We start from the raw sequence: 521 nt of genomic DNA, 5'->3' as shown, positions 1-521 counted from the left end.
CCTTCACTAGACCTTTCATTCAAAACTTTTCATCTGCTTTCTAAAATTAGCTGAAGCACTAAAATATTGTTTTACATAGCGATTGAGCCTATCCGTAAGTGGACACTCAACAAAACGATACATGAAAGCCCCAGCGCAAAGTGCGACAAAGATACTGCCGACCACCGACGGAACAGAATATATAATGCCAAGCCTCTTGAACACCTCAGGCACCACGGGAGCCGTTAAGGGATGGAACAAATAAATGGAGTAAGACGCAGCCCCCAAAAACACCATGCTCCGAGGCAATGTGAAATTTACCGCCTTTTCAAGGCTAGCACAGCAATAAACCACAAAAAAAGAAGCTACACCATAAGTTAGGGTGTTTCCATATTCAGKGAATCGCGGAAAAAACAAGTACCCAAGGGAAAGCAGAAGAATGACAACAGCAGTATTTCGCTTAATGAGCACACTTCGCTCCATTAGCCTAGCCGTCAACATCCCCCACAAAAAATTAAGAACTATTGGATCGGCATAAAAAG

At 43.1% G+C, this 521-nt stretch carries 1 protein-coding gene; it reads right to left on the bottom strand.

Annotated elements, in window-relative coordinates:
- Nucleotides 1–15 precede the first annotated feature (15 nt).
- A partial coding sequence (locus AC1DLB_RS31825) for an acyltransferase family protein (RefSeq protein WP_477786512.1) occupies nt 16–521 on the bottom strand: 506 nt, incomplete at its 5' end.

This window comes from Pseudomonas sp. 05N434 (assembly GCF_056396965.1).
The sequence above is the reverse complement of the archived record's forward strand: the minus strand, read 5'-3'. Positions and strand labels throughout refer to the sequence as shown.